This window comes from Sandarakinorhabdus limnophila DSM 17366 (genome assembly GCF_000420765.1).
GTDB lineage: Bacteria > Pseudomonadota > Alphaproteobacteria > Sphingomonadales > Sphingomonadaceae > Sandarakinorhabdus > Sandarakinorhabdus limnophila.
The window spans coordinates 543,573-565,002 of sequence record NZ_ATVO01000003.1 but is presented as its reverse complement, the minus strand read 5'-3'; the positions used below and the strand labels follow the sequence as shown (position 1 = coordinate 565,002).

Annotated in this window: 20 protein-coding genes and 1 tRNA gene; 8 read left to right on the top strand and 13 right to left on the bottom strand. The window is 64.0% G+C overall.

The window, feature by feature from the left end; genetic code table 11:
• Positions 1-8 precede the first annotated feature (8 nt).
• Positions 9-734: a hypothetical protein gene (locus G566_RS13310; protein WP_022679179.1), complete on the top strand. Its 726-nt coding sequence runs from the start codon at positions 9-11 to the stop codon at positions 732-734.
• Positions 735-780: 46 nt separating this feature from the next.
• Here the strand turns inward: G566_RS13310 and G566_RS0102870 are convergent, their stop codons facing one another.
• From G566_RS0102870 to G566_RS0102845, 6 genes are all read right to left on the bottom strand, one after another.
• On the bottom strand, positions 781-1,233 hold the full coding sequence (locus tag G566_RS0102870) for a hypothetical protein (protein WP_022679178.1): 453 nt from the start codon (positions 1,231-1,233) through the stop codon (positions 781-783).
• A gap of 204 nt (positions 1,234-1,437) precedes the next feature.
• Positions 1,438-1,884, bottom strand: coding sequence for a PaaI family thioesterase (locus G566_RS0102865; RefSeq protein WP_022679177.1), 447 nt, complete (start codon positions 1,882-1,884; stop codon positions 1,438-1,440).
• Positions 1,881-2,747, bottom strand: coding sequence for a glutathione-dependent disulfide-bond oxidoreductase (yghU, locus tag G566_RS0102860; RefSeq protein WP_022679176.1), 867 nt, complete (start codon positions 2,745-2,747; stop codon positions 1,881-1,883). Before yghU ends, G566_RS0102865 begins: the two co-directional genes overlap by 4 nt.
• Before the next feature lie 18 nt (positions 2,748-2,765).
• Positions 2,766-3,980 (bottom strand): serine hydrolase domain-containing protein, encoded by a 1,215-nt coding sequence (locus tag G566_RS0102855; protein WP_022679175.1) that lies wholly within the window; start codon positions 3,978-3,980, stop codon positions 2,766-2,768.
• A 32-nt stretch (positions 3,981-4,012) separates the two neighbouring features.
• The gene (locus tag G566_RS0102850) at positions 4,013-4,234 is read right to left on the bottom strand and encodes a DUF6356 family protein (RefSeq protein WP_022679174.1); all 222 of its coding nucleotides are present in this window, start codon (positions 4,232-4,234) and stop codon (positions 4,013-4,015) included.
• A gap of 25 nt (positions 4,235-4,259) precedes the next feature.
• Entirely contained in the window at positions 4,260-5,717 is a 1,458-nt protein-coding gene (locus tag G566_RS0102845; RefSeq protein ID WP_022679173.1) for a sodium:solute symporter family transporter, read from the bottom strand.
• Positions 5,718-5,786: 69 nt separating this feature from the next.
• Here G566_RS0102845 and G566_RS0102840 point away from each other — a divergent pair.
• Together G566_RS0102840 and G566_RS13305 are read left to right on the top strand one after the other, a co-directional pair.
• Positions 5,787-5,861, top strand: a tRNA-Val gene (locus tag G566_RS0102840).
• A gap of 224 nt (positions 5,862-6,085) precedes the next feature.
• On the top strand, positions 6,086-9,355 hold the full coding sequence (locus tag G566_RS13305; RefSeq protein WP_022679172.1) for a TonB-dependent receptor: 3,270 nt from the start codon (positions 6,086-6,088) through the stop codon (positions 9,353-9,355).
• A gap of 190 nt (positions 9,356-9,545) precedes the next feature.
• Here the strand turns inward: G566_RS13305 and G566_RS0102830 are convergent, their stop codons facing one another.
• The gene (locus G566_RS0102830) at positions 9,546-11,654 is read right to left on the bottom strand and encodes a penicillin acylase family protein (RefSeq protein ID WP_022679171.1); all 2,109 of its coding nucleotides are present in this window, start codon (positions 11,652-11,654) and stop codon (positions 9,546-9,548) included.
• Positions 11,655-11,731: 77 nt separating this feature from the next.
• On the opposite strand from G566_RS0102830, the gene G566_RS0102825 reads away from it, so the two are divergent.
• Positions 11,732-12,904 (top strand): acyl-CoA dehydrogenase family protein, encoded by a 1,173-nt coding sequence (locus tag G566_RS0102825; protein ID WP_022679170.1) that lies wholly within the window; start codon positions 11,732-11,734, stop codon positions 12,902-12,904.
• Here the strand turns inward: G566_RS0102825 and G566_RS0102820 are convergent.
• From G566_RS0102820 to G566_RS15270, 4 genes are all read right to left on the bottom strand, one after another.
• On the bottom strand, positions 12,901-13,722 hold the full coding sequence (locus G566_RS0102820; protein WP_022679169.1) for a DUF6671 family protein: 822 nt from the start codon (positions 13,720-13,722) through the stop codon (positions 12,901-12,903). The genes G566_RS0102825 and G566_RS0102820 overlap by 4 nt on opposite strands.
• A complete protein-coding gene (gene pyrC / locus G566_RS0102815) occupies positions 13,715-14,752 on the bottom strand; it encodes a dihydroorotase (protein ID WP_022679168.1) in 1,038 nt (345 codons plus the stop codon). Before pyrC ends, G566_RS0102820 begins: the two co-directional genes overlap by 8 nt.
• 63 nt (positions 14,753-14,815) lie before the next feature.
• Positions 14,816-15,583: an HAD-IC family P-type ATPase gene (locus tag G566_RS0102810; RefSeq protein ID WP_243442394.1), complete on the bottom strand. Its 768-nt coding sequence runs from the start codon at positions 15,581-15,583 to the stop codon at positions 14,816-14,818.
• Complete coding sequence (locus G566_RS15270; protein WP_022679166.1) at positions 15,547-15,693, bottom strand: hypothetical protein; 147 nt, start codon at positions 15,691-15,693, stop codon at positions 15,547-15,549. The genes G566_RS0102810 and G566_RS15270 overlap by 37 nt, the downstream gene beginning before the upstream one ends.
• A 165-nt stretch (positions 15,694-15,858) precedes the next feature.
• Between G566_RS15270 and G566_RS0102800 the strand changes: the two genes are divergently transcribed.
• The 4 genes from G566_RS0102800 (at position 15,859) to G566_RS0102785 (ending at position 19,658) form a co-directional block, all read left to right on the top strand.
• Positions 15,859-16,773 carry an ATP-grasp domain-containing protein gene (locus G566_RS0102800; protein WP_022679165.1) on the top strand — a complete coding sequence of 305 codons (915 nt, stop codon included), beginning with the start codon at positions 15,859-15,861 and terminating at the stop codon, positions 16,771-16,773.
• A gap of 65 nt (positions 16,774-16,838) precedes the next feature.
• Complete coding sequence (locus G566_RS0102795; RefSeq protein ID WP_022679164.1) at positions 16,839-18,041, top strand: pyridoxal phosphate-dependent aminotransferase; 1,203 nt, start codon at positions 16,839-16,841, stop codon at positions 18,039-18,041.
• Positions 18,042-18,043: 2 nt separating this feature from the next.
• A complete protein-coding gene (locus G566_RS0102790; protein WP_022679163.1) occupies positions 18,044-18,496 on the top strand; it encodes a tRNA (cytidine(34)-2'-O)-methyltransferase in 453 nt (150 codons plus the stop codon).
• A gap of 271 nt (positions 18,497-18,767) precedes the next feature.
• Positions 18,768-19,658: a M1 family aminopeptidase gene (locus tag G566_RS0102785; protein ID WP_029131177.1), complete on the top strand. Its 891-nt coding sequence runs from the start codon at positions 18,768-18,770 to the stop codon at positions 19,656-19,658.
• Here G566_RS0102785 and G566_RS0102780 read toward each other — a convergent pair.
• Positions 19,651-20,214 carry a GNAT family N-acetyltransferase gene (locus tag G566_RS0102780; protein WP_022679160.1) on the bottom strand — a complete coding sequence of 188 codons (564 nt, stop codon included), beginning with the start codon at positions 20,212-20,214 and terminating at the stop codon, positions 19,651-19,653. The genes G566_RS0102785 and G566_RS0102780 overlap by 8 nt on opposite strands.
• Positions 20,215-20,221: 7 nt before the next feature.
• Positions 20,222-21,430, bottom strand: a complete 1,209-nt coding sequence (locus G566_RS0102775; RefSeq protein ID WP_022679159.1) for a DUF445 domain-containing protein — start codon at positions 21,428-21,430, stop codon at positions 20,222-20,224.

The window sequence follows — 21,430 nt, the reverse complement described above, 5'->3', positions numbered from 1 at the left end:
CCGCCTCCTTGCCGGTTCCGACCGGATTTCTGGCCCGCCCGCGCAATTGGTGGGCGGATCGGCGGCGTGTGCCGGTGCTGGCCATCGTCATCGCGCTGCATGTTGGGCTGATCCTGCTGCTGTTGCTGCTGGCGCCGCCGCTGCCCAAGGGCAAGCCGGGCATCACCAGCATGGTGGCGGTGAATGTCGCCGCGCCCACACCGCAACGCGCCCAGCCCAAACCGCAGCAGCAGCAAAAGGCGCAGAAGGCCCCCAGCAATCCGCAGCCCAAGCCGATGGTGACCGTTGATGATGCGCCGCCGGCCAAATGGAGCTTTGGCGATCCGGCGTTGAAAGACTTTGACCTGAGCAAGGTGCCGTCTGCTGACAGCGCGCCTGCACAGATGGCCGAAGCCGGCCCGCCCGACAGCGCGGTGGTGGGCGTGGCGCCGGATGGGTCCAAACTCTATGCCGCCGAATGGCAGCGTGAGCCGACCGATGCGGAACTTGCCTTCTATATCAGGAAGGCGCGTTATTCCGGGCCAGGGGCCTTTGGCCTGATCGCCTGCCGAACCGCGCCGCGCTTCAAGGTGGAAGATTGCCGCCCGATCGGGGAATCACCCGGCTCCGGCATGGGCTATGCGGTGAACGAGGCTGCCTGGCAGTTCCGCGTGAAGCCGCCGCGGGTGAACGGCGATTATCAGGTGGGAACGTGGGTGAGCATCCGGATCATGATCACCCCGCCGGGCGAATGAGGGGCCGACACCGCAGCGCCGGCCCCGGAAATTCAACGCTAAATCATCAGGGGTTCCAATGGCCGGAACCGGTTTGCATCGGGCCCTTGCCCGAACCGGAGATGACGCCGATGCGTTTGGCATAGCCGCCGGTCAGGCCCTGCAACTGGCCCCAGCACGACATGCCGGTGGCCTGCACGCCGGAGCAACCCCAGGCCGAGGTCCAGGTGCCGCCGGAATCGCTGCCATTGCACATCATGTGCTGATCAAAGACCTTGGCATTGTTCGGCTGGGTCATGGCAACGCAGGTGAAGTTCGACATCACCTTCTTGCCGTCCATCATCAGTTCACTGGTGCCCGACCAGGCCGCAGCCCCGAACGGCCGCCCATCAGGCCCCGCGCCGCCCACAGTTGTGGTGGGCGCGTTTGACGTGGAAACATAGGTAAAGCTTTGCGCACTGACGATGCTGGCGCTGGTCAACAAGACAAGCGCCAGTGTCCCGAAAACATATGTTTTCATGCTATTCCTCCCCAAAAGACAGTCACTTATGTGCTGTCGTTTTCCTGCAGCTCCACGTTTTGGATACAGGGGCAGGATTGCGCCCAATGCAAAATTTGGGACTCGCAGTAGGGTTATGGTGCGCTCTTCAAGCGGCACTGTCGAACAGATTTATTAACAGAAATTTATCAGCAGCTTGCGTGCCAATAATGGCGTGTGCCAGCTTCAATTGCCGGTCATCGAGCCTTTCAGCTTGTTGGCGTCGATCAGTGTGATGGTGCTGCTGGCCTTGGCCAGGATCTTGCCGTCCAGCGTGGTCAACCGGCCTTCGGCAAATAATGTACGCCCACCCGCCCGTTCGATCCAGGCTTCGGCGAGAACGCGGCCGGGATTGGCCGGCGCGAAATAGCTGACCTTGATCTCCAGGCTGATCGGCACGCGTTCGACGCCGAATTTTGCCATCACAGCGTGCGCCATGGCGGCATCGATCCAGCCGGCGACAAAGCCGCCCTGCGCGACGCCGCCGCTGTGACAAATGGCCGGCAGCACTTCATATTCGATCACCGCATGGCCGGGCTCGAAGCGGACGATGCGGCGCTGCGCGAGGCTGTGGGGCAGGGAGCCTTCGGGGCCAGTGTCGGGCGGTTGGGGAAATGCGGCTGCCTCGGTCACGCGGGTTTACCAATCTTGTCCTGGGTTTTCGTGTCGAAATCGCTGGCGTCGTGGCGTTCGTGCAACTGGCTCGACGGTTCGCCATAGGGGCGGTTGACCATGCGGCCGCGCTTCACGGCTGGGCGCTCGCCGATCTGCTTGGTCCAGCGGATGACGTTGGTATAGCCTGCCACTTCCAGGAATTCGCCGGCTTCATAAAGCAAGCCGAGGCTCATCGCGCCATGCCAGGGCCAGATCGCCATGTCGGCGATGCTGTAATCGCTGCCGGCCATATACTCGTTTGCCGCCAAGTGCCGGTCGAGCACGTCCATCTGCCGTTTCACCTCCATGGCAAAGCGGTTGATCGGATATTCCTGCTTGGTGGGGGCATAGGCATAGAAATGCCCGAAGCCGCCGCCCAGGATCGGGGCAGAGCCCATCTGCCAGAACAGCCAGCACAGCGCCTCGGTGCGGGCGTGATGATCGGTGGGCAGGAAGGCGCCGAATTTTTCCGCCAGATACAGCAGCATGGCGCCGCTTTCGAACAGGCGGGTGGGCGGGCTGGTCGAATGATCCACCATCGCCGGGATCTTGCTGTTGGGGTTTACGTCCACAAAGCCGCTGCCGAACTGATCGCCGGCACCGATGTTGATCAGCCAGGCATCATACTCCGCGCCGGTGTGGCCAAGCGCCAGCAATTCTTCCAGCATGACCGTCACCTTCACCCCGTTGGGCGTGCCGAGGCTGTAGAGCTGGAACGGGTGCTTGCCGACCGGCAGGTCCTTGTCTTGCGTCGGGCCGGCGATGGGCCTGTTGATGTTGGCGAAACGGCCGCCAAAGCCCTTGTCCCACGTCCAGACTTTCGGCGGCACATAATCGGTCATGGCATTATCCTTGTCAGATCAATCATCCAGCGCGGCATAGACCATGGTGCGCATTTCCTTGCGCACCGGCCATGTGCTCGACGGGATGAGCTGGGTCATGAAGATGCCGATCAGATCTTCCTCCGGATCGATCCAGAAGAAGGTGCTGGCGGCGCCGCCCCAGAAATAATCGCCGTTGCTGCCGGGCATCAGCGTCTTGTGGGCTGCTGTGGAGGTGGCGAAACCGAGGCCGAAGCCAACGCCATCATAAGCCGCTTCGGAAAACAGGCTGCGGCTCATGGCCGGCAGATCGACGCCGCCGGGCAGATGGTTGGCGGTCATCAGATCGAGGGTCTTGCGGCTGATCAAGCGGTGGCCGTTCAGGGTGCCGCCGTTCAGCAGCATCCGGCAGAACTGCAGATAATCGCTCGCCGTTGAAACCAGCCCGCCGCCGCCGGAGATGAAGCTGGGCGCCGTGAGGTAGCTGGACGTGGTGGGATCATCCTGCAGGGTGATGGTGCCGGTCTTGTCGGGCTGATAGCAGGCGGCGAAGCGGTGCTGCTGGCCTTCGCGCACGTGGAAGCCGGTATCGACCATGCCCAATGGTGCGAAGATTTCCTCGGCAAGAAACTGCTCGAACGGGCGGCCGGAAACCACCTGCACCAGCCAGCCCAGCACATCGGTTGCCACCGAATAATTCCAGGCGTCGCCGGGCGAGAATTCCAGCGGCAGCTTGCCGAGCGCCTGGATCATGGATTCCAGCGTGCCGGCCTTTTCGATCTCGCCGATCTTTTCGCGGCGATAGGCTTCATCCACGTTCGTGCGCAGCTGGAAGCCATAGGTAAGGCCGGCGGTATGGCGGAACAGATCGACCACCTGCATGGGGCGCGTGCAGGGGCGCGTCTGGAAGCCCAATTTGTGGGTGCCGGCGACGAACACGCCGAGGTTCTTCCATTCCGGGATATACTTCGCCACCGGATCATCGAGCGCGATCTTGCCCTGTTCGACCAGTATCATCAGCGCCACCGAGGTGATCGGCTTGGTCATCGAATAGATGCGGAAAATCGTATCGTCGCGGGCCGGGATGCCGCGTTCGACATCGGCAAGACCTTGCGTGTGGAGATGGGCGATCTCGCCGTGGCGGGCGATCAGCGACAGGGTGCAGGGCAGGCGGCGGGTGGCGATGTATTTTTCCTCCAGATGCGAATCCAGCCGGGCAAGCCGGTCTGGCGACAGCCCCAATGTATCGGTCATCGCGTGTATCCCCCCACTGTTGTTGCGGCCGATCAGAAAGTCGGCTGGTCGTATTTGCGCGGTGCCACCTGGCGGTGCAGTTCGCAGATCGCGTCTGATCCGGCGGTCTTGTACAGGCCGGGGATTAGCCCGTGGACAAAGCATTTCAGGCTGGCGAAGAACATGCGGCCGCCCACGCCGAAGGCGGCGCCCATATGCTCGGTATAGGTTTCATTCACGATGCGCGGGTGTTCGAGAAAGAGGCGGGTGAACATGCGAACCTCGTGAGCGGTGAATCGGTCAAGCCATATTGGCCGCAGCCGCGCGATGCCGCAACCGTGCCGTGCCGCCCATCAGGCGATTGATGGCCAGCGCCACCGCGATCGTGGCCAGCAACGTCACCAGCATCAGGTGGATATAGTGGGTCGGCGTCCATGCCCAGGTGAACACGGCATAGAGCCCAACGCCGAAAACCAGCGCCAGCATGACGGCGCTGGCACGGATGCCAGTGAACACCAGGCCGCAGATGAAGGCCGCGAGGATCGGCATGGAGAGCAGGCCGTTCAGCTGCTGGACCAGGTTGATGATTGAATCCGCGCCGCTGTAGAGCGGTACCAGCGCAATGGAGATGGCGACGAAACCCAAAGAGATGAACGTGTTGAGCCGGCCGACATTGGGATTGCGGTTGATATAGGCTTCGTGGATGTCGCACACCCACAGCGTCGTCGTGCTGTTGAGGATCGACGTGTAGTGCGTGAGCACGGCCGCCGCCATGAACGCCGCGAACGCGCCGGAGGCCCAGGTGGGCATCACTTCCGCAACGATGCGGCCGTAGGCGCTGTCCCCCAAGGGCCCGAACAATTTGTAGCTGGCGATGCCGGGCAGCACGACGATGGCCGGCACGATGCACAGCCGGATGAGGCCGGCGACAAACACGCCCTTCTGGCCTTCGCGCAAGCTGGGCGCGGCCATGGCGCGCTGGGTGATGTTCTGGTTGGTGGACCAATAGAAGGTCTGGATGAAGATCATGCCGGTGAGCAGGGTGGGCCACGGGATCGGGCTTTCGGGGCCGCCAACCAGTGTGAGGCGTTCAGCCGGGATGCCGGAAAAATCCCAGCCGATGGCCTGCAGCGCCAGCCAGACGATGGCCAGCGCCGATCCGAGCACGCCCACCCCGGCGATCGTGTCGTAAACGGCAACGGCGCGCAGTCCGCCAAGGATGGCATAGAGCGAGCCCGCCACGCCCAGCACGGCCGCCAGTGGCAGCAGCGGCAGATCGGAACCGGATACCGTCCGAAGGAACAGCGCGCCGGTGTAGAGCGTGATCGGCAGATAGATGAGCAGATTGCCGGCCAGGAACAGCGCCGAGACGAGGGCGCGCAAGGCCGGCGAGTTATAGCGTTTCTGCAGCAGTTCGGTCGTGGTGGTGCAGCCCTCGCGATAATAAACCGGCAGGAACACCAGAGCCAGGATGGCGAGGCCGGCCACGGCGGAGAGTTCCCACCACGCCAGCAGCAGCATCTGCTGCCCGTTCATGCCAACCAGTTGATCGGTGGACAGGTTGGTGAGGGTGATGGAGCCGGCGATGAAGGGCCAGGTCAGCCCGCCGCCGGCGAGGAAATATTCGCGATTGTCGGCAGCGGCACTGCGGGCGCCCTGCTTGCGGCCCATGCGCCGCACCTGCCAGATGGTGGCCAGCGCCATGGCTATGGTCAGCGCGATGAAAACGGCGGTTTGCGTGGTGTCGAGTGTGGCCATTGCGGCCAAGGTTGCACGAACGGCCCGGCGCGGCTAGGGGCGGGCGACTAATGGCTTCACCGGCGGCTTGGGCGCTTAGCTCAGCGGTAGAGCATCTCGTTTACACCGAGAGGGTCGGGGGTTCGAAACCCTCAGCGCCCACCACGCCGCCGCCATTGCCTTCCTGATCCCAGGCGGGATCTGCAGTGTTGCTGCACTGCAACACTTCGCGGCCAACTGGGCCCTTGCCCGCCATGGTCACGAACTGACCATGAAGCTGTAACAGAAGCGTCACAAATCCCCTGCAGAGCCCGCCTTAATTATTGACGGCGGGGTTCGATTCCCGTTGTTTGCCTATGCCGTCTCAACCAGCCCCAGGGGGTCTTCTCATGCGTCATCTTCGTCTTGGTGTTGCGCTTGCCGCGCTTGCCGTTCCGGCCTTCGTTCTGCCCGCCGCCGTGCAGGCCCAGGAAACCACGTCGGCCATTCGCGGCGCCGTGGTCAATGAACAGTCCAAGCCGATCGCCGGCGCCACTGTGACGATCATCCACACCCCGTCGGGCACCCGCATGGTGCAGACCTCGGGCGCCAACGGCGAATTCAATGCCACCGGCCTGCGCTTGGGCGGCCCCTACAGCATCACTGTGCAGGCCCCGGGCTTTGACGCTGCCACCGACACGCTGGACGGCCTGACCGCCGGCGCCCCGCAGCGCGTGGAAGTCATGCTCGCCTCGGCCGGCCGCACCATCACGGTCACCGCCGCGCGCACCCGCAGCGCCATCACCATCGCGTCGGGCGCCGCCACCATCCTGACCGCGCGTGACATCGCCGGCGTGGCCAACGTCGGCCGCGACATCCGCAACTTGGCGGCGCGCGATCCGATGGTGAACATCGATCCTACCAACGGCGGCGCCATCTCGATCGCCGGCTCCAACAACCGCTTCAACCGCTTCACCGTGGACGGCGTAGCCTTCGGCGATCCCTTTGGCCTCGAAGCCGGCGGCCTGGTTTCCACTCGCGGCCCGGTGCCGCTGGATGCCATCGGTGAATTCTCGGTTGAAGTGGCCCCGGTCGATATCCGTCAGGGCTTCTTCCAGGGCGGCGCCATCAACACCCAGCTAAAGTCGGGTTCCAACCGCTTTACCTTCCTGGCGGGCGCCTATTATAACTCCGACAAGCTGCGCGGCGACAATGCCCGCGGCGTGATCCGCACCGGTGCGTTTGAATCGCAGATCTACACCGCGCAGTTCACCGGCCCGATCATCAAGGATCGCCTGTTCTTCGCCGTCACCTATGAACGCACCCGCGATGTCGTCCCGGCCGCGATCAGCCCGGGCACCCTGGGCATCACTGATGCCCAGATCAGCGAGATCGGCACCATCGCGAAGAACCGCTTTGGTTTCGATACCGGTGGCGTGGCCACCTCCATTGGCGAAAAGGACGACAAGGTCGTCGCCAAGTTCGACCTCAACATCGCCGATGGTCACCGTGCCGCCTTCACCTACATGTACAACGAAGGCACCGTGCTCGCCGGCCAGACCGGCGTTGGTGAACTGAATGCCACCAACCCGACCTTCGCCCTGCTGTCCAACAACTACAATCAGGGTGCCATCAACCACTTTGGCATCTTCGAACTCAACGATCAGTGGAGCGACAATTTCTCCACCCAGGCCCGTGTGTCCTATGCTGATTATGTGCGCCTGCAGGTGCCGTTCAGCGATCGTGGCTTTGGTCAGTTCCAGACTTGCCTTGCTCCGACCAGCTCGGCTCCGCCGCTGACCTGCCCGGCTGGCACCCGCCGTCTGCAGTTCGGTCCGGATATCAGCCGCCAGGCCAATGAATTGTCCTCGCAGTCGTTGAACTTCGAATTCACCGCGACGTTGAAGATGAACAATCACACGGTGAAGGCCATCGTCGAGCGCCGTACGCAGGACATCAACAACCTGTTCGCCCAGCGCGTTTCGGGCGCCTATTATTTCGATTCGATCGCCGATCTGAATGGCCGCACCGCCAACGAACTTGACATCGCCGTGCCGTTGCGCGGTGGCATCGATACCGTGCGCGCGCTGTTTGCCAACAACAGCTGGTCGTTCGGCATGCAGGACACAATGGATCTGGGCGAGAATTTCAGCCTGATTGCCGGCTTCCGTTATGACATGTTCGACACGCAGGACGAGCCGTTCTTCAACGATGCGTTCCTGGGCCGCTATGGCTTCCCGAACAACAAGACCCTGAACGGCCGCAGCTTGTTCCAGCCTCGCCTTGGCTTCAACTGGAAGCCGACCGATCGTCTGCAACTGCGCGGTTCGGCTGGCCTGTTCGGCGGTGGCAACCCCAACGTCTGGATTTCGAACAACTATTCGAACCCGGGCCCGACGCTGGGCCGCGCCCAGGTGCGCCGCAACGCCGATGGAACCTTCACGGTTGCCGGCATTTCCGGCCTGACTCCGGCTCAGGTGGCCAGCATCGGTGCCGGCGCGCTGAACAACGTCACCAACGGTTCGAACATCCCGGTTGATCTGGTCAACGCGATCCGCGCCGGTGGCACCGCCGCTTCGCCCACCAACTCGCTCGACCCGAATTACCGCATCCCGTCGACGTGGCGCCTGTCGGGCTCGGTGGATTATCTGGCCGATCTGGGCTTCCTGGGTGACGAATGGCGCTTGGGCCTCGACGTGGTGTGGAGCCGCCAGCGCGATGCTGCGACTTGGACCGATCTGCGCTCGGTGCCGCTGGGCACGTTGCCGGATGGCCGCATCCGTTATCAGGTGCTGCCGGGCCAGGGTACGACCACCAACACCGATATCCTGCTGACCAATGTCGATGACGGCTTCAGCTGGAACGTGGTGACCCGGTTTGACAAGCGCTGGTCGAACGGCTTCCGCCTGGGCGGCAGCTACACCTTCCAGCGTGCGCGTGATGCCAGCAACGGCACTTCGTCGGTGGCCTTCTCCAACTACGTCAACGCCGCTGCCGGCATCGATCCCAACAATGCCGCTTATGGCATCTCCAGCTATCAGCGTGATGATGCCTATCGCCTGATGGCCAGCTATGACTTCAACATGTTCGGGGACAACAACACCCGGATCGAGCTGTTCTTCAACAGCCAGGCTGGTCAGCGCTTCAGCTACACGATGGCGGATCAGGCGTCGGGCAGCAACCGCTCCGCCGTGTTCGGTGTCACCGGCACCAACAACCGCTATCTGATGTATGTGCCGAACGTCAGCTCGGCCACGGCTGATCCGCGTGTTGTGTATGCGACTGGCTTCGATTTTGCCGGCTTCCAGAATGTCGTGCAGAACTCGGAACTCAACCGCTATCAGGGTGGGATCGCGCCGAAGAACATTGGCAAGACGCCGCGCTACAACCGCCTCGACCTCGCCGTCCGCCAGGAAGTGCCGTTCGTGTTTGGCGGCAAGATCGAGCTGAGCGCCGACATCGAGAACTTCCTGAACCTGCTGAACAAGGATTGGGGTACCATCCGCCAGGTGGCCTTCCCGGGCTACGGCACGCTGGTCAGCGTGACCTGCTCCACCCCGGCTTGCACGGCGTATCAGTTTGCCAACCGGAGCGGGACCACCGTGACGGCGCCGGTTCAGGGTGTGAACCTCAACGGTTCGCTGTGGGCGCTGCGTCTGGGTGCCCGCGTCAAGTTCTGATCGCAGCCGGGCGGGTGGATAGCGCAGCTATCCACCGGCTCAGGCAAGATCGGCCAGCGAAAGAGAAAGGGCGGCCCCGACGGGCCGCCCTTTTTCTGTTCGTCTGACGGCGCGGCTTTGCCGCGCTCTTTCTCTTACTTTCCTTCAGCATCCCCAGCGGACTCGGCGGCTTTGCCGCCGGCCGCGTGCCTCAATATCCTTCCCGCTTCTCCAGATTCCGCTCTACCTCCGTTCGCGTCAGCCACAGCGACCGGAACCGCTTTTCGCTGAGCAGGTTCAATTGATCGCTGCGATGCGCCGTGCCGGGCTGGCTGCTGTTGCCATAGCTCATGGTGGCGATGGCCTTCATCGGCGTGGTAAACTGAATGAGGTTGACCCAGGTTTCGCCCGCTTCCGGCACACGGTTGCCGGTTTGCCACGGTTTCCAGCTGATGGTGCGGAACAGGCCAAGGCCGCCTTCGCCGCCATGGCCGGGGAAGGTGAGGCTTTCTCCTGCGCTGAAACGCGAAACGTCGCCATAGCGGGGATCAACGCGGCCGTGGCGGGCTGTCACGGCCTGTGCGGCCGCTTTCAGCATGGCGGTGGCGACCGCATTGTCCTTGATGCCGGATGGCGTGTTCACCGGATCGTCCAGGGTCCAGCGGCGGGCATAGTTGGCCTGATCGTTCAAGTTCGGCCCGGCGAAGCGCGTGGCCCATTCCTCGAACAGGATGGCGGCGCGGCTGTCTGGTTCAAACCGATTATCCCATCCCGTCAACAGGTCGCGCGCCGCGGCAATGTCCGGGTCCGGGCTGCTGGCGACTGCGGCAAGCAGGGCGGGTTTCATGCGTTCGGCCATCAGGCTGGTGGTGGTGAGCTTGCGGCGCTGGAACTCGGCGAAGGACAATTTGTCTGTGCCAGCCAGCAGCCGGGCTGACATTTGCGCACGCAGGCTGGTCGGCTGGGGCGGGGCGACATACGCGGGATAATCCTTGGGATCGATCACGCGCGGCAGGCTGTTGACCCATGGCGTATCGTTGGCATTCTGGACGAAGCCTCCCGGCGGATCGAGCGCCTTGGGCAGGCTTTCATAGGGTTCAATCTCGGCGGAGATCAGGTCGCTGCGGTTGCCGGGGACAATGCCGGCCCAGAAGGCGTGCGTCCCGCCCGTCTTGTGGCGGGGCAGGATGCCGTTCGAAATGTGGAACACATGGCCGGCGCGATCAGCATAGACGATGTTGAAGCTGGGGATCTGCACCCGTTTCAGGGCCGATTCAAAGCCGGCGAAATCCTGCGCCTTGCCCATGTCGAGATAGGCCTGCAGCACGCCGGGGCGATCGAGGCCGGCGATGCGCACGGCGATCGGCTTTCCGTCCACATCGAACACCGGGCCGTGCACGCTGTGGCGCTGTATGAAGCTCTCGCGCTTCAGGCTGCCGTCGCTCTGGCGGATCAGCAGCGATTTGGTGACGCGGCGATAGGCCATCACCTTGCCGTCAAGCAGATAGCCGCCGGGCGCTTCCTCCAGCGCAAAGCGCGTCGCACCCAGCATGTTGTTGACCGTGTTGGTAAAACCCAGATTGTTGTTGAAGGCAAAGCGCAGCACCGGCAGACCGACCTGCGTTGCGCCATAGACGCTGTAGCCCGGCGCGGTGATCTGCGCCTCGTAGTAGGTGAGCAGCGACGGCGCCCACGGCAGGTGTGGATTGGCCAGCAGCATCGCCGCGCCATCGCTCGTGCGCTGCGGGGCGACGGCCCAGCCGTTGGAACCGCCGGCATCGCCGTCCCCGTTATCGCCGATACCGGTTGGCTTGAAGTCCGCCGGCGGTGTGAGCATGCGGCCCATCGGGGCGACATAGAGGAACTGCATCAACCGGTGGGCGTGGGCCATCACATCGACACCGGTGATGGGCAGCACGCGTTTGAGTTCGGCCGGCACATGATCCGGGTGGGCGGCGAGATAGGCGTTAATGCCGGCAGCGAACCCATCGAGATTGGCGCGCATCTGGGGCGTTTGCGCCTTGTACCAGGCCTTGCTGCGCTCCGGCGCATCATGGGCGATCAGGTAGCGATCGAGCGGGGCGTGTTCCGCTCCCCAATATTCCGCCGCCCGCGCCCGGCTTTCGCCGTACATCCTGAGCAGGATATTGCCGTGGCTGGCCGCCTGCGCCCAGCCGAAGCCCTTGAAGGCGCCGGCTTCGCTATCGGCATAGATGTGGGGAACGCCGTAACTGTCCCACAACACTTCATCGGCCAAAGAAGGCGCGGCAATGGCGGCAGTCGAGGCCAGCAGGCAGGCAGCAAGCAGAGCGATTTTCATGTGTGTCCTGTCGTTTTCCCAAGGCAGATTGCGGACGCTAGCAAGGGCACACTGGCCTGAACAGTGAGGAAGCAGACATGACTATCAGCTTTGATGAATGGCGCGCACGCTCGCCGTTCTATGATGAAACCCACGAGGCCGTGGCGCAATCGGTGCGCAAGTTCATGGCCGCCGAAGTGCTGCCCAACATCGACAAGTGGGAAGCCGATGGCGAACTGCCGCGCGAACTGCACAAGAAGGCGGCGCAGGCCGGCATCTTGGGCTTGAACTATCCGGAAGAATATGGCGGCCATAGCGAAGGCTTCGATGTTTTTCACGGGCTCACCCAGACGGAAGAAATGTCTGCGGCCGGCGCTGGCGGGCTGGGAGCCAGCCTGATGACGCACGGGATCGGCCTGCCGCCGATCCTGGCGCTGGGTTCGGACGAGATGAAGCGCCGCATCGCGCCGGCCGTGCTGGCTGGCGAGAAATTGATCAGCCTGGCCATCACAGAGCCCTCCGGGGGTTCAGACGTGGCGCAACTGAAGACCCGCGCCGAGAAAGTGGGCAACAAATATGTGGTGAATGGGCAGAAGATGTTCATCACCACCGGCATGCGCGCCGATTATATGACGGTGGCGGTGCGCACCGGCGGGCCGGGGATGAAGGGCATTTCGCTGATGCTGATCGAAACCGATCGGCCGGGCGTGAGCCGCACAAGGCTCGACAAGATGGGCTGGCGCTGTTCGGACACCGCCGCCGTTTATTTCGACAATGTCGAAGTGCCGCCGGAAAACATGATCGGGCCGGAAAACGGCGGCTTCATCGGCATCATGCGCAATTTCAACAGTGAACGGTTGGGCATGGCGCATGGCTGCTGTTCGATGGCGCGGGTGGCGCTGAAAGAGGCGATGGATTGGGCCCAGCAGCGCGAGACGTTCGGCAAGAAACTGGGCGCGCATCAATCGATCCGCATCAAGCTGGCCGATTGTGCCCGGCAGATTCAGGCAACGCAGGCCTGGGTCGATCTGTGTGCGCATCAGCATCGTTCGGGGACCGGTGTGCCGGCCGATTACGCCATGCTGAAGGTGCAGGCGACGCGCATGCTGGAACATGTCGTGCGCGAGGCCGCGCAAGTACTGGGCGGCGCCAGTTACATCACGGGATCCAAGATCGAGCGCATCTATCGCGAGGTGAGGGTGAACGCGATCGGCGGCGGTTCGGAAGAGATCATGCTCGATCTGGCCGGGCGGCAGATGGGGCTGGGTTAAGGGTTACACCAATCGCAGCTGGCGGGGCTTGCCGCGGTTACGCCATCGGGGCGCGGTCGGGTTTCGCGGTGGTGGCAAACGGTGCAGCCATCGATGATCGCCATCACGCCCTGCGTGGGTTGATTGCACGAGGAACAGGGCAGACCGCGCAGCAGATCGACTTGGCCCCAGCCGGGGGCGCCGCAATCCGGGCACAGGGCGGCCAGTCGCGCCGCTAGCCGGCCGGCAAGGCTGCGGATCGCGGCCATGCGGGCGGGGTTCATGTGGGCGCGCATGTCGGTTTCCAACCGGTTGCCGGGCCAGGCCAAGGGCGAAAGCGTGGCCATGTCCTGCACGCCGGTGGCCAGTACGTCGCCATCGGGCCCCTTCACCACCAGCGCGTGGGAGGGAAAGCCGACGCGGGTGAGGAAGGCGGCGATATCGGTGCCGGCGCTCACCTCATGCTGGGCGAAATTGGTGCGGCGCGAGACAGCGGAAAGGGTGAGTTCGAGGCCGCGCGGTGCGTCGATGAAGGCCAGGGTCTCCACGCCGCCGGCGCCGAACGGCAGCCATGGGTGCGGGCCGAAACTGCCTTCGCTGGCCATGCCCAGATCAAGCCCGGCGGCGGCCATCCCGGCCCGCGCCTTCGCCAATACCGCTTCGGCTGCGGTGCCGGTGCGCGCGGTGGTGCCGGTGAAGGTGCCGAACGCATCGGTATCGATGGCGGCAGGTTCAACAATCAGTCCCAGCCGGCGCGCCAATGGTGGCGCCAGCGCGCGCAGCTTTCCGTGCTGTGTGGCCAGCACGACGCGACGGCCTTCGTAAGGATGCTCAGGCAACGAAGCGCCAGTCCAGCACCTCGCCGGCGTGGAAGGGCACGATTTCGGTGCCAGCGGCCGGGATGCGGGGTGGCACGGGCGTTGCGACCCGTTCCAGCGTGATGAAATCGGGGTTCAGCGGCAGGCCATAGAAGCGCGGGCCATGCTCGCTGGCAAAGCCTTCCAGCCGGTCCAGCGCGCCTTCTTCCTCGAACACGCGCGCATAGGATTCGATGGCCAAGGGCGCGCAATAGATGCCGGCACAGCCGCAATCGCTCTCCTTGGTCTCCACGGCGTGCGGTGCGCTATCGGTGCCGAGGAAGAATTTCGGATCGCCGCCGGTGGCCGCCTGGCGCAGCGCCTGGCGGTGCAGTTCGCGCTTGGCCACCGGCAGGCAATAGAAATGCGGGCGCATGCCGCCTTCAAACATGGCGTTGCGGTTGATGGCCAGGTGGTGCGGCGTGATGGTGGCGGCGATGTTGGGGCCGGAATCGCGCACGAAATCCACCGCATCCTTGGTGGTGATATGTTCGAACACGATCTTCAGCGCCGGGAAATCGGCGACAACGCTTTTCAGGATGCGTTCGATGAACACCGCCTCGCGGTCGAAGATGTCGACTGTGTGATCGGTCACCTCGCCGTGGATGAGCAGCGGCATGCCGATGCGCTGCATCGCTTCCAGGGCCGGATAGATGTGGCGCACATCGGTGACGCCATGGGCGCTGTTGGTGGTGGCGTGGGCCGGATAAAGCTTGGCGGCGGTGAAGATGCCTTGCGCATGGCCGCGCACCAGTTCGTCCGAATCGATGCCATCGACCAGATAGCAGGTCATCAGCGGCTCGAATTTCAGGCCCGGCGAAACGGCGGCGCGAATGCGGTCCCGATAGGCAGCGGCAGCGGCAGCGGTCGTCACCGGCGGTTTCAGATTTGGCATCACGATGGCACGGGCGAACTGGCGCGCGGTGGCATCGGCCACGGCGGCCAGCATCTGGCCATCACGCAGGTGAACATGCCAATCATCGGGGCGGCGCAGGGTGAGCGATACTGTCATGCGCCGCCTGTTACGCCGTTCATTGGTTGGCGAAAAGCCCCTCGGAACCGGCTCACTCCGGAATCATGCGTAAAGCTTTGGACCGGGCAGCGGCGTAAAAAGGGCATCGGCGGCATTCTGGCTGGCATCGGCCGCCGAACCTGGCGCCATCGAGACATGGCCGGCCGCCAGCGCCGGGCCGTCGTTGAGGCCGTCGCCAACCATCAGTACGCGGCGGCCGTTGGCGGCGAGCGACTTGATCGCCGCTAGCTTATCAGCGGGGTTGAGGCCACCTTCGCCGGGGACACCCAGCGCCCGCGCGACCGCCGCGACCGGTTCGGGGCGATCGCCGGAGAGGATACGGGCGGGCAGGCCCAGATGGGCCAGTTCGGCGACGGTGCCAGCGGCGGCCGGGCGCAGCGGATCGGCAAAGCGCAGCTTGATTTCCGGCGCCGCGCCGATCGAGAGAGCGGCAGCCATCATGTCACCGTCATCGCTGGCGGGGCGGCCAAGCAGCACGACTTGCCCATGCCATTGGCCGCTTAGGCCTTCACCGGGCGTTTCCGTGACCAGTATCACCCGTTGCGGAACGGTGCCGGCGCCAGTGAGGGCGGTGCGCAGGGCTTCAGAGAGTGAGTGGCGGCTGCACTGGGCGAGAGCCAGCGCGATGCCGGCTTGTGTTGCGTCCAGCATCGACAGGTCAACGGGTTCGGGCGACCCAAGCGTGAGGGTGCCGGTCTTGTCGAATACGGCGGCGTCCGCTTCGGCGAGCCGTTCGAGCGCGCTGCCGTCCTTTACCAGCACGCCGGCCTTCATCAGCGCGCCGGTGGCGACAATATGGGCGGCAGGCACGGCGAGGCCATGTGCACCGCAAAGGCGGTGTCTTGCGCTTGGGCCATGCCAAACGGCGCGATGATCATGGCCAGAAACAGGCCGCCTGATTTTGCCAGGGTCGCCGGCATGGTATTTCCCCTAATGGTTATTGCAGCTTTGGCCCTTTTGGCGCGCCGTGTTGCGCTGCGGAAATACAGGCAAGCCCGATTAGGTATTGCAAAGGAGGGCGTTTTTTCCCAGTCTGGCAGCAGAACAACAAAAGGCCTGTGCAGTGCAGCAGGCCGGGGGCGTACATGCATCAACTGGCAATTGTTCATGACCATCCGGATGGGTTTCAGCCGCTGTTTGCCGCGCTGTCCCGGGCCGGGATCGATTATCTGCCGGTGCACACCGCCGGCCACGGGTTTGATCCCATTGGTGGCCAGCCGCCGGCGCCGGTGATCTTCAACCGCATCGCCATGAGCTCGGCCCGCCACGGCGTGCATCACCCGGTCTATTACGCCATGGCGCTGCTCGATCATTGGGCCGGGCAGGGGGCGCTGGTGCTGAACGGCGCCGATGCCATGGCGATCGATGCCAGCAAGGCGCGGCAGCTGGCGCTGATCAACCGGCTGGGGCTGGCGGCGCCGGCAACGCGCGTGGTGCACGACACAGCGGCGCTGCTGGCGGCGGCCACGACTATCGGCTTTCCGGTGGTGGTGAAAGCGGATGTGAGCGGTGCCGGATCGGGCGTCACCCGCTTCGATGATCGTGCGGCGTTGGCGCATACCGCCGAAGCTGGCCTGTTGCCGCCATCGGCCAACGGTGTGTGGCTGTGCCAGGCGCTGGTCAAACCGCGCGATGGCACCACCACTCGGATCGAGGTTCTGGGTGGCCGCTACCTTTATGGGGTCGATGTTGCCGCTGCCGAGGATGCGCTGATGCTCGCCAGCCCTGATGACCGGCTGCAGCGCCTGGCCCAGCGTCGCCGCCGTCGTGCCGAACCCCCGCCCAATCTGATTGCGGCGGCCGAAATGCTGGCGCGTGAGGCCGGCATGGAGGTGTGCAGCATCGAATATATGATTGACGATGTGTGCGGCACACCGCGCTTCCACGATATCAACGGCCTGTCGCCCTTCGTGGAAAATCCGATGGATGTGCTGGGTTGGGATCCGCACGATCGGCTGGTGGAACGGTTGTGGCATCATATCCGCCGTATGGGTGGATGAAGGCAATCGCGGGTTGCACCGTAACAAATGCCAACCTATGCCCTGCGGCGCGAAAGGATCTACCCATGAACCGCACCTCTGCCGCCATCAACCGCATCCAGCCATCGCCCACCATCGCGGTGACCAACAAGGCGGCCGAGTTGAAGCGTCAGGGCCGCGACATCATCGGGCTGGGCGCTGGCGAGCCGGATTTCGACACGCCGGATTTCGTCAAGGAGGCAGCTATCGCTGCTATCCACGCCAACCAGACCAAATATACGGGGGTGGATGGCACGCCCGAATGCAAGGCCGCGGTGCAGGCCAAGTTCAAGCGCGACAACAACCTCGATTACGGACTTGACCAGATCAGCATCAATTCCGGCGGCAAGCACACGATTTTCAACGCCTTGCTGGCCACGCTCGATCCGGGCGATGAAGTGGTGATTCCGGCGCCGTATTGGGTGTCTTATCCCGATATCGTGCTGCTCGCCGGTGCCACCCCGGTGGTGATCCAGTGCGGCGTCGAGCAGGGCTTCAAGCTCTCCCCCGCACAGCTGGAAGCGGCGATCACGCCCAAAACCCGCTGGTTCATCTTCAATTCCCCGTCCAACCCCACCGGCGCGGCGTACACCCGCACGGAACTGAAGGCGCTGGCCGACGTGCTGATGCGCCATCCGCAGGTGCTGGTGCTGGCCGACGACATGTATGAACATATCGTCTATGACGATTTCGATTTCGGCACCCTGGCCGAGATCGAACCCGGCTTGTACGACCGCACGCTCACCGTCAATGGCGCCTCCAAGGCCTATGCCATGACCGGCTGGCGCATCGGCTTTGCCGGCGGTCCGGCGTGGATCATCAAGGCGATGGCCAAGCTGCAATCGCAGAGCACCTCAAACCCCTGCTCCATCTCCATGGCCGCCACGGTGGCGGCGCTGAACGGTGATCAGAGCTTCCTTGCCGAGCGCAACGCCGCCTTCCAGCGCCGCCGCGATCTGGTGGTGTCCATGCTGAACCAGACGCCCGGCCTGATCTGCCCGCGCCCGGAAGGCGCCTTCTACGTCTATCCTGATTGCTCGGGGCTGATCGGCAAGACGACGCCCACCGGCACCGTGCTGATCAACGATGAAGAAGTCGCGGCCTACTTCCTCGAAACCGAAGGTGTTGCCGTTGTCCATGGCGCGGCGTTCGGCGGCTCGCCGGCCTTCCGCATCAGCTATGCGACGTCAGACGCGGTGCTGGAAGAAGCCTGCAAGCGCATCCAGCGCGCGGTGGGCAATCTGCGCTGAGAATGCGCATTGCGCTGTTTGAGCCGGAAATTGCCGGCAATGTCGGCGCCGTCCTGCGCCTCGGCGCCTGCCTGGACGTGCCCGTCGATCTGATCGAACCGCTCGGTTTCCTGTGGGACGATGCCCGCGTCCGCCGCACGGCGATGGACTATATCGATCACGTCGCGATCACCCGCCACGCCGACTGGCCCGCCTTCCACGCCAGCATTGGTGCCGCGCGGTTGGTGCTGCTCACTACCAAGGGCAGCGTTTCGGCCTATGATTTCGTCTTCCGCCCCGACGACGTGCTGCTGTTCGGCAAGGAAAGCGCCGGTGCGCCACCGCATGTCCACGCCGCCTGCGAGGGCCGCATCCGCCTGCCGATGAAACGCGACGTGCGCTCGCTGAACCTCGCCATGTCGGCCGGGCTGGCGGTGGGGGAGGCCCTGCGGCAGACGGGCGGGCTGCCGGGGTAGGAGAAAGGGGCCTCCGGCGGGCAGGGACGCAGTCCCTGCACCCGTATGTTTTCGCGTTCGCTGGACGGCGGGACCGTGCCCCCAGTCGGTGGAATCAGCGGTTAAGGGTCGGCACAAGAAAGCGTCCCAACCTCACCCAATAAGTCCGTAGCTCATTTTCCATCGGCGCGAAGTCCGGCGGGTCGATGTAACGCTGCATGCTTGCGACTGATATGAACTGGTCGTTGAGCCTTATTCGCTCTAGCTCCTCGAAGTAGGCGCGGTCGATGATTTGCCGCTCAAGAAGGCTGGCCGCAACGCGGGTGCAGGGACTGAGTCCCTGCCGGCCAATGACGATCCCGAAAAGATCGATTACGTCACCTATGTAACCGCGCACGAGGTCGCCCACCAATATTGGGGCCACCAGATCGTCAGCGCGGAGATGCAGGGCGGCACGTTGTTCGTGGAGACCATGGCGCAATATTCGGCGCTGATGGTGATGAAGCAGCTCTATGGCGAGGACAAGATCCGCCGCTTCCTGAAGTACGAACTGGATAACTACCTGCGCAACCGCGGCGGTGAGATCATCGAGGAACTGCCGCTGAACCGGGTCGAGAACCAGGGCTATATCCATTACCGCAAGGGTAGCCTGGTGATGTATCTTCTGGCCGACCGGCTGGGCGAGGATCGGGTCAACGCCATGCTGTCCGGCCTGCTCGCCACCCACAAGTTCAAGAGCCAGCCTTATCTCACCTCCACGACACTGGTGGATGGCTACAAGTCGCTGGCCCGCAATGAGGCCGAACGGCAGCTGGTGAGCGACCTGTTCGAGCGCATCACCCTTTATGATCTGAAGGCGACGGCGGCGACGACCCGGAAACTGGCCGATGGCCGCTGGGAAACGCGGCTGACGGTGGACGCCGCCAAGCTCTATGCCGATGGCAAGGGTGTGGAAAAGGCGGCGCCGCTGGCCGACACGATCGACGTTGGCCTTTTCACCGCCAAGCCGGGGCAGGGGGCGTTCAGCCGGACCGATGTGCTGGCGATGACGCTGCTGCCGGTGCAATCGGGCAAACAGGTGCTGGTGCTGATCAGCAAGGCCAAGCCGGCCTTTGCCGGGATCGATCCCTACAACAAATATGTCGACCGCAATTCGGACGACAATCTGGTGGATGTCAGCTGATCCGTTGTTCCCATAGTGGGAAGAGCGGCCCGGTGCCGAAGCCCGCGCGGTCGATGCTGTAGAAGAGGTGGATGACCGGCCCGGTGGACAGTTGGGCGGTCGTCTGCCGGTCGGTCAGCGTCGCACCGATCCGTTCAATGGCGGTGCGACTGCGAATGTTGGTTTCGCCGATCAGGAAGATCACCCGTTCCACGCTCTGCAGCGCGTGGCCGACCATGAGTGCCTTCATGATGTGATTGGTGCGGCTGCCCCAGTGGCGGCGCACCAGGAAGGTCCAGCCCACTTCCACTTCACCGGCTTCGGCTCGGCCCAAGTCAAAGCGCGAGGAACCGATGAGGACGCCGGTTGCCGGTTCTGCGGCGACCAGCATGCCGCCGCTGGCCAGGCCATCGTCGAAGAAGGCGCTGAACACCGGTTCCTGCCAGCGATCATGCGCCGGGTGGCCTTCCCAGATGCCGGGATCATGGGCGGCGGCAAACAGCGCCGGCCAGTCGTCTGCGGTGGCGGGGCGCAACGTGACGGCGGGATGGGTGAGGGTGGGCTGGCGGTTCAGCATGGGAGCTTCAGTGTGGCAGGAGGACAAAGCGCGCGCTGGCATAGATGACCACGCCGATGCAACCCCCGATCAGCGTGCCGTTGATGCGGATGAACTGCAGATCGCGGCCAACCGCCTGTTCCACCTTGTCGGTGACGGTATCAGCATCCCAGCTGCGCACGGTTTCGGAAACCAGCTTCACGATCTCGTCGCCATGGGTCTTGGCGAGGCCAGCAACGGCGCGGCGCAGGGCGGTGTTCAGCCCCGCTTTCAACGCGTCGTCACCTTCGATGCGGTTGCCAAGCGCCACCAGCGCGCCGCCCAGCCTGTTCTCGCCGGGTTGTTTCAGGCTGGTGGCCAGCGCGCCGCGCGCCGCATCCCACAGGCCCTGCACCCAGCTGCCCATCGCCGGATTGGCGAGCAGATCATCCTTGAAGCCTTCCACCCGCGCCTGGCTTTCGGGGAAGTGGCGCAAATCGAATGTCCACTGCTTGAAGGCATCGACCAGGCGCTGCCGCACCGGGTGCCAGGGATCATGCTTGATCTCTACCAACAGGCGCTGCACCGAACTGATCATCGTATCCGACAGGCTTTCATCGGCGCCGGCGAGGCGCAGCAGCCAGTTGGTGCGCTCTGTCACCTTGCCGCGGATGTTGGGGGCTTCATCGACGATCGTCGCCAGCCCCCATTCGACAGCGGCATCGATCAGCAGTTCGTGTCGGCCTCCCGCCACCAGCGTGTCCACCGCATCGGCAACGATGGGGGACAATTGCATGGATTGCAGCCGGCCGCGGGCCAGATCTTCCACCGCCTTGGCAATGGCGGGATCATCCAGCCCGTCGATCAGCTGGCCAACCAGCGGGGCAATGCCCTTCTTGCGGTTCGGGCCTTCCGCCGGCGGCGCGGCCAGCCAGCGCGCCAACACGCCGGCCAGATCGGCATCGTCCAGACGGCGGGCGACGACCTGGGGTTTCAGGAAATTGTCTTTCAGGAACTGGGCCAGGGTTTCGCCCAGCCGGTCCTTCTGTTGCGGGATGATGGCGGTGTGCGGAATCGGCAGACCCAGCGGATGACGGAACAGCGCGGTGACGGCGAACCAGTCGGCAAGGCCGCCCACCATCGCCGCTTCACTGAACGCCATCACCCACGGCACAGCCGGATGCGCCTTGGGAAACATCAGGCAGACGATGAAAATCACGGCCATCGCTGCCAGCAGCAGCGTCGCCATCAGGCGCAT